The sequence below is a fragment of the Streptomyces sp. SM1 genome, assembly GCF_002910825.1.
Lineage (GTDB): Bacteria > Actinomycetota > Actinomycetes > Streptomycetales > Streptomycetaceae > Streptomyces > Streptomyces okerensis.
Genome location: NZ_NEUB01000723.1, coordinates 1 through 6,634 on the forward strand (window position 1 = coordinate 1; position 6,634 = coordinate 6,634).

8 protein-coding genes are annotated in these 6,634 nt (G+C 71.3%); 3 read left to right on the forward strand and 5 right to left on the reverse strand.

What is annotated here, in order from left to right:
- Positions 1 to 224: 224 nt before the first annotated feature.
- On the reverse strand, positions 225 to 1,259 hold the full coding sequence (gene glpX / locus B9S61_RS20785; RefSeq protein ID WP_103543604.1) for a class II fructose-bisphosphatase: 1,035 nt from the start codon (positions 1,257 to 1,259) through the stop codon (positions 225 to 227).
- Positions 1,260 to 1,402: 143 nt separating this feature from the next.
- On the opposite strand from glpX, the gene B9S61_RS20790 reads away from it, so the two are divergent.
- A complete protein-coding gene (locus B9S61_RS20790) occupies positions 1,403 to 1,909 on the forward strand; it encodes a DUF4245 domain-containing protein (protein WP_103543605.1) in 507 nt (168 codons plus the stop codon).
- A 111-nt stretch (positions 1,910 to 2,020) separates the two neighbouring features.
- On the opposite strand, the gene B9S61_RS20795 is transcribed toward B9S61_RS20790, so the two are convergent.
- The 3 genes from B9S61_RS20795 to xseA all read right to left on the reverse strand — a co-directional run bounded on the left by B9S61_RS20795 (position 2,021) and on the right by xseA (position 4,255).
- Positions 2,021 to 2,611: a malonic semialdehyde reductase gene (locus B9S61_RS20795; RefSeq protein ID WP_103543606.1), complete on the reverse strand. Its 591-nt coding sequence runs from the start codon at positions 2,609 to 2,611 to the stop codon at positions 2,021 to 2,023.
- A gap of 171 nt (positions 2,612 to 2,782) precedes the next feature.
- Positions 2,783 to 3,037 (reverse strand): exodeoxyribonuclease VII small subunit, encoded by a 255-nt coding sequence (locus B9S61_RS20800; protein WP_103543607.1) that lies wholly within the window; start codon positions 3,035 to 3,037, stop codon positions 2,783 to 2,785.
- A gap of 9 nt (positions 3,038 to 3,046) precedes the next feature.
- Positions 3,047 to 4,255 carry an exodeoxyribonuclease VII large subunit gene (gene xseA / locus B9S61_RS20805; protein ID WP_103543608.1) on the reverse strand — a complete coding sequence of 403 codons (1,209 nt, stop codon included), beginning with the start codon at positions 4,253 to 4,255 and terminating at the stop codon, positions 3,047 to 3,049.
- A 66-nt stretch (positions 4,256 to 4,321) separates the two neighbouring features.
- Here xseA and B9S61_RS20810 point away from each other — a divergent pair, with 66 nt between their 5' ends.
- Together B9S61_RS20810 and ppgK are read left to right on the forward strand one after the other, a co-directional pair.
- Entirely contained in the window at positions 4,322 to 5,353 is a 1,032-nt protein-coding gene (locus tag B9S61_RS20810; RefSeq protein ID WP_103543609.1) for a 4-hydroxy-3-methylbut-2-enyl diphosphate reductase, read from the forward strand.
- 74 nt (positions 5,354 to 5,427) lie between these two features.
- A complete protein-coding gene (gene ppgK, locus B9S61_RS20815; protein WP_103543610.1) occupies positions 5,428 to 6,174 on the forward strand; it encodes a polyphosphate--glucose phosphotransferase in 747 nt (248 codons plus the stop codon).
- 77 nt (positions 6,175 to 6,251) lie between these two features.
- Here the strand turns inward: ppgK and B9S61_RS20820 are convergent, their stop codons facing one another.
- Complete coding sequence (locus B9S61_RS20820) at positions 6,252 to 6,632, reverse strand: DUF6542 domain-containing protein (protein WP_103543611.1); 381 nt, start codon at positions 6,630 to 6,632, stop codon at positions 6,252 to 6,254.
- Between the last annotated feature and the right edge of the window lie 2 nt (positions 6,633 to 6,634).

Below are 6,634 nucleotides of genomic sequence, written 5' to 3' on the forward strand. Positions count from 1 at the left end.
AGGGGCGCGGGGAACTGCGCGCTCAACCCCCACGCACCCGCACATGGCACTGCGCCGCCGCGCCGCGCGTCCGTATCGCCGCCGCGCGCAGCACCCTGAGGGGCGCGGGGAACTGCGCGCTCAACCCCCACGCACCCGCACATCCGCGCCGGCACCCCCAGGGGCGCGGGGAACTGCGCGACAAACCCCCACGCACCCGCACCCCACCCCCAGATCGCCGCGTCCTACTTCGCCCGGTCGAAATCAACCGCGCTGTAAGCCCTCAGCTTGCTGAGCCGATGCTCGGAGTCGATCCTCCGCACCGTCCCCGACTTCGACCGCATCACGATCGAGTCGGTCGTCGCCGTCTCCGGCCGATACCGCACACCACGCAGCAGCTCACCATCGGTGATCCCCGTCGCCACGAAGAACACGTTGTCCCCGGTGACCAGATCCTCCGTGGTCAGCACCCGGTCCAGATCGTGCCCCGCGTCGATCGCCCGCTGCCGCTCCTCCTCGTCCGTCGGCCACAGCTTGCCCTGGATGGTCCCGCCCAGGCACTTCACCGCACAGGCCGAGATGATCCCCTCGGGGGTCCCGCCGATACCGAGCAGCAGATCGATGCCGGTGCCCTCGCGCAGAGCGAGGATCGAGCCGGCCACGTCACCGTCGGAGATCAGCTTGATACGCGCGCCGGTCTCCCGGATCTCCTGGATGATGCCCTCGTGCCGCGGCCGGTCGAGGATCACCACGGTGACGTCCTCGGGGGTGACCCGCTTCGCCTTGGCGACCCGGCGGATGTTCACGCTCACCGGCGCGTTGATGTCGACGAAGTCGGCCGCCTCCGGCCCGGTGACGAGCTTGTCCATGTAGAACACGGCCGAGGGGTCGAACATCGAGCCCCGCTCGGCGGCGGCCAGCACGGCGATGGCGTTCGTCATGCCCTTGGCGGTCAGCGTGGTGCCGTCGATCGGGTCGACGGCGATGTCGCACTCGGGACCGGTCCCGTCGCCCACCCGCTCCCCGTTGAAGAGCATCGGGGCTTCGTCCTTCTCGCCCTCGCCGATGACGACGACGCCGTTCATCGAGACGGTGGAGACGAGCGTGCGCATGGCGCGCACCGCGGCACCGTCGGCGCCGTTCTTGTCGCCGCGGCCTACCCAGCGGCCCGCGGCCATCGCGGCGGCCTCGGTGACCCGTACGAGCTCCAGGGCGAGGTTGCGGTCGGGGGCCTCGGAGGGGACATCGAGCTCGGACGGCAAATGATGGTGTTCGGTCATCAGTTCGCACCTTTCTGTACGGACGACGGCCGGATGAGGGTGTAGTGCGATCCTATCGTCGGACAGACAGAATGAGCAGGGGGCCCCACGGATGAGCGCCCGGGGCACCTGCGACGATAGGGGGCGTGGCAGGAACGAACAGCATGCAGAAGACGGCCCGGGACATGATCCTCTCGCTGGTCGTCATCGTGCTCGTCGCGGGAGTGGTCTGGCTGTTTCTCCCGCACGAGGACGGCGACTACGAGAGCAAGCGGGTCGACTACCGGGTCGACCTGCTCACCGCACGCCGGGCCGCCTCCTATCCCCTGGCCGCCCCCGAGGGCCTGTCGGAGGAGTGGAAGCCCACCTCCGTCCGCTACCAGGGCGCCGAGGCCGACGCCTGGCACCTCGGCTTCCACGCCCCCGACGGGGAGTACGTGGCGGTCGAGCAGTCCGCGGACAAGCGGTCGGCGTTCATCGAGGACAAGACGCAGGGCGCCACGAAGACCGACGCCACCCAGCGGATCGCCGGCGAGACGTGGACGCGGTACGAGGGCGACCACTACGACGCGCTGGTCCTGGAGGGCACCGAGGGCTCGACCACGCTGGTGACGGGCACGGGGTCGTTCGGGCAGCTGACGGAGATGGCCGAGGCGCTGCGCACCGAGTGAGCCGCGGACATACGGCGGACGCGGAGACGTGAAGGGGCGGGGCTTCACCGGATCGGCCGATCCGGTGAAGCCCCGCCCCTCGCTCCGTGCGCGCTCGTCCTGGCGCGTGGCTCAGACCGTGGTGACGACCTGCTCGAACTCCAGACGCGGACCGCGCGGGAACCAGGCGTCGGGGCCGGGGCGGCCGATGTTGACGACCATCAGCGGGGTGTGGTCGCCGTCCAGGAACTCCTTGCGGACGCCCTCGAAGTCGAGGCCGGTCATGGGTCCGGCGGCCAGGCCGGCGGCGCGGACGCCGATGATGAAGTAGGCGGCCTGGAGGGCGGCGTTCAGCGCGGCGGAGTTCTCCCGCACCGGGCGCTCGGCGAAGACGGCGTCCTTGGCCTGCGGGAAGTGCGGGAAGAGGTGCGGCAGCTCCTCGTGGAACTCGTTGTCCGCGGAGAGGATCGCGACCAGCGGGGCCGTCGCCGTCTTCGACCGGTTGCCCTCGGCCATGTGTCCGACGAGGCGCTCACGGGCCTCTGGGGAGCGGACCAGCGTGACGCGCAGGGGGGACTGGTTCATGGAGGTGGGGCCGTACTTGACCAGGTCGTAGATCGCCCGCACCTGCTCGTCGGTCACCGGCTCGTCGGTGAACGCGTTGGCGGTGCGCGCCTCGCGGAACAGCAGGTCCTGGGCGGCTGAGTCGAGAACGAGAGACATGCGGGAACCTTTTTGAGGGGGTGCGTCGGTCCATGCGTCCGTGTAGGAGCCATGGACCTGTGTACGGACTCGACCGTACCCCCATAAGGTTCAACGTTCAACTAAACCCGGATCGCGGTGATCCACTTCACAGACACCTCCCGGCGCCCTCGCCCGTCCCGGCCCCGCGGCTCAGTCCTCCCCGTCGCCCTCCGCCCCGCCCTCCTCCGCGAGCGCCGCGTCCAGCCGGGCCCGCGCCCCCTCCAGCCGGCGGCGGCACACCTTGGCCAGCTCCTCGCCCCGCTCCCAGAGGGCCAGGGACTCCTCCAGCGTCGTACCGCCCGCCTCCAGCCGCCGTACGACCTCGATCAGCTCGTCCCGCGCCTGCTCGTAACCGAGTGCCTCCGCCGTCGCCGCCGTCTGCTCGGTCTCCGTCTTGCCGGTCATCCGCCCACCCTATGCATCGACTGTGACTGTGAACTCGCCCTCGGACACCCGCGCCCGCAGCACCTCACCGGCCTCCACCTCACCCGGAGCGCGCACCGCGTGACCGTCCTCCCGCTGGAGCACCGCGTACCCCCGCTTCAGGGTCGCGGCGGGGGACAGGGCCACCACGCGCGCGTGCGTGTGCGTCAGCTCCGAATCGGCCCGGTCCAGCTGATGCCGCAGCGAACGCCGCCCCCGCTCCAGCAGCGCCGTGACCTCCTCGGCCCGGGCGTCGACCATCCGGTGCGGATCCTGTATCGACGGCCGGGCCAGCGCGTGGGCCAGCCCGCGCTCCTCCCGGTCCAGCAGCGCCCGCACGCAGCGATCCGCGCGGTCGCTCAGCATCCGTACCCGCTCGAACTCCTCACCCACGTCCGGCACCACCTTCTTCGCGGCGTCGGTCGGCGTGGAGGCGCGCAGGTCGGCGACGAGGTCGAGGAGCGGGCTGTCCGGCTCGTGCCCGATCGCCGAGACGACCGGCGTACGGCACGCCGCCACCGCCCGCACCAGTTGCTCGTCGGAGAAGGGCAGCAGGTCCTCCACACTGCCGCCGCCCCGCGCGACGATGATCACGTCCACGCCGTCGGCCGCGTCCAGCTCCTTCACGGCCTGGACGACCTGCGGCACCGCGTGCACCCCCTGCACGGGCACGTTGCGCACCTCGAAGCGCACGGCCGGCCAGCGGTGCCGCGCGTTCTCCAGCACGTCCCGCTCGGCCGCCGAGGCCCGCCCGCACACCAGCCCGATCAGCTGCGGCAGGAACGGCAGCCGCTTCTTGCGCTCCGGCGCGAAGAGGCCCTCCCGCGCGAGGGACTTCTTCAGCTGCTCCAGCCGCGCCAGCAGCTCCCCGACCCCCACCGGCCGGATCTCGGCGGCGCGCAGCGACAGCTGCCCACGCGGCGCGTACCACTCCGGTTTGCAGTGCACCACCACCCGCGCGCCCTCGCTCACCACGTCCGCGACCGCGTCGAACACCTGCCGGTAGCAGGTCACGCCCACGGAGATGTCGTGCGACGGATCGCGCAGCGTCAGGAACACCACCCCGGCCCCCGGCCGCCGCGACAGCTGGGTGATCTGCCCCTCGACCCACACCGCGCCGAGCCGGTCGATCCATCGCCCGATGAGCCGGGAGACCTCCCCGACCGGCAGGGGAGCTTCCGCAGACGTGTTCACAGCCATGCCGCGAGAGTAGTGCGCCCCACCGACAACGCACCGTGACCGGACCTCCCGGGCACGGCCCTTACGATGGGAGGCATGACCGCTTCGCCTGGCCGCCGTGTCCTGCTCGCCGCCCCCCGTGGCTACTGCGCGGGTGTGGACCGCGCCGTGATCGCCGTCGAGAAGGCCCTGGAGCAGTACGGGGCCCCCGTCTACGTCCGGCACGAGATCGTGCACAACAAGTACGTCGTGCAGACCCTGGAGAAGAAGGGCGCGATCTTCGTCGAACGGACGGAGGAGGTCCCCCCGGGCAGCATCGTGATGTTCTCCGCGCACGGCGTCGCCCCCGTCGTCCACGAGGAGGCCGAGCGCGGCCGGCTCGCCACCATCGACGCCACGTGCCCGCTGGTCACCAAGGTCCACAAGGAGGCCGTCCGCTTCGCGAACGACGACTACGACATCCTGCTGATCGGCCACGAGGGCCACGAGGAGGTCATCGGCACCTCCGGCGAGGCCCCCGAGCACATCCAGCTCGTCGACGGGCCCGGCGATGTGGCCAAGGTCGAGGTCCGCGACCCCTCCAAGGTGGTCTGGCTCTCCCAGACGACGTTGAGCGTGGACGAGACGATGGAGACCGTCGACGCGCTGAAGGAGAAGTTCCCCCAGCTGATCTCCCCGCCCAGCGACGACATCTGCTACGCCACGCAGAACCGTCAGCTCGCGGTCAAGCAGATGGGCGCCGAGGCGGAGCTGGTGATCGTGGTCGGCTCCCGCAACTCCTCCAACTCCAAGCGCCTCGTGGAGGTCGCCAAGCTGGCCGGCGCCCGCGCGGCGTACCTGGTGGACTTCGCCGACGAGATCGACGAGGCCTGGCTGGAGGGTGTCTCCACGGTCGGCGTCACCTCGGGCGCCTCGGTGCCGGAGATCCTCGTCGAGCAGGTCCTCGAGTGGCTGTCGGGGCGCGGCTTCGAGGACGTCGAGATCGTCAAGGCGGCCGAGGAGTCGATCATCTTCTCCCTGCCGAAGGAGCTCCGCCGCGATCTGCGCGAGGAGGCCGCCGCCCTGGTGGCCGAGCGCGGCGGCACGGGGACCGGGACGGACTCCGCGTCCGCGCGGTGACGTCCGGCCGTACGGCGCCGGCGGTCACGGAGGGCGACTCCGTGACTGTCCGTCGTACGTCGTAACGTAGGAGGATGCAGATCTTCGGCGTGGACATCGGCGGTTCCGGGATCAAGGGCGCCCCGGTCGACCTGGACATCGGGGACCTGGCGCAGGAGCGCTGCAAGGTCCTCACCCCGCACCCGGCCACGCCGGACGCGGTGGCCGACGGCGTGAAGGAGGTCGTCGACCACTTCGGCTGGACCGGCCCGGTCGGCGTCACCTTCCCCGGAGTGGTCACCGGCGGCACCACGGTCCGCTCGGCGGCCAACGTCGACAAGAGCTGGATCGACACCGACGCGCGCGTGCTGCTCGGCGACCGCCTGGGCGGCCTGCCGGTGACGGTGGTCAACGACGCGGACGCCGCGGGCGTCGCCGAGATGCACTTCGGTGCCGGCCGCCACCACAGGGGCACGGTCATCCTGCTGACCTTCGGCACCGGTATCGGCAGCGCCGTGTTCGTGGACGGCGTGCTCGTCCCCAACAGCGAGCTCGGCCATCTGGAACTGCACGGCCACGAGGCGGAGAAGCGGGCCTCCAGCAAGGCCAAGGAGGACCACGACCTGTCGTGGGAGGACTGGGCCCACCGGGTGCAGAAGTACCTGGCCCACGTGGAGATGCTGTTCTCGCCCGAGCTGTTCATCATCGGCGGCGGCGTCAGCCGCAAGTCCCACAAGTTCCTGGACCACATCACGGGCATCAAGGCGGAGATCGTCCCGGCCCAGCTGCATAACAACGCGGGCATCGTGGGCGCGGCGATGCGCGCGGCGACGGGCGCGTAGCCGGACCCAGGGCGCGGACCGCAGGCTCGCGGGACGGCCGGGCCGGCCTAGGAACGGGCGGTCCGGCCACCCCCGGCCTAGGAACGGGCGGTCCGGCCACCCCCGCCGGCGGGCTGCACGCGTCGCACCTGGCGCGTCCGGCGGGTCTGGCGCACCCGGCCCGTCCTGCGTACGAGCACGATCACACCCGCGACCAGCGTCCCGCCGTAGAGCCACCCCGCCTGGGTGGCGAGGCCCGTCACCATGCCCATCAGCCGGTCGAGGGTGCCCCCGCTGCCTTCGTCGGCGACCGGTACCAGTCCCATGGCGAAGGCGATCGGCACGACGACGGGCGCGATGAGCAGGTCCCCCTCGCGCACCCAGAGCGCGGTGAGCACGCACACCGGCAGGAACAGCACCCCGTAGACCGTCTGGGACGCCCCGAACAGCGCCTCGGTCAGCAGCCCGAGCGTGAGCATCA

Bases quoted from the DNA above. Each gene is read 5' to 3' on its own strand.
- glpX (WP_103543604.1), bottom strand. From the start codon at position 1,259: ATGACCGAACACCATCATTTGCCGTCCGAGCTCGATGTCCCCTCCGAG.
- B9S61_RS20790 (WP_103543605.1), top strand. From the start codon at position 1,403: ATGCAGAAGACGGCCCGGGACATGATCCTCTCGCTGGTCGTCATCGTG.
- B9S61_RS20795 (WP_103543606.1), bottom strand. From the start codon at position 2,611: ATGTCTCTCGTTCTCGACTCAGCCGCCCAGGACCTGCTGTTCCGCGAG.
- B9S61_RS20800 (WP_103543607.1), bottom strand. From the start codon at position 3,037: ATGACCGGCAAGACGGAGACCGAGCAGACGGCGGCGACGGCGGAGGCA.
- xseA (WP_103543608.1), bottom strand. From the start codon at position 4,255: ATGGCTGTGAACACGTCTGCGGAAGCTCCCCTGCCGGTCGGGGAGGTC.
- B9S61_RS20810 (WP_103543609.1), top strand. From the start codon at position 4,322: ATGGGAGGCATGACCGCTTCGCCTGGCCGCCGTGTCCTGCTCGCCGCC.
- ppgK (WP_103543610.1), top strand. From the start codon at position 5,428: ATGCAGATCTTCGGCGTGGACATCGGCGGTTCCGGGATCAAGGGCGCC.
- B9S61_RS20820 (WP_103543611.1), bottom strand. From the start codon at position 6,632: ATGCTCACGCTCGGGCTGCTGACCGAGGCGCTGTTCGGGGCGTCCCAG.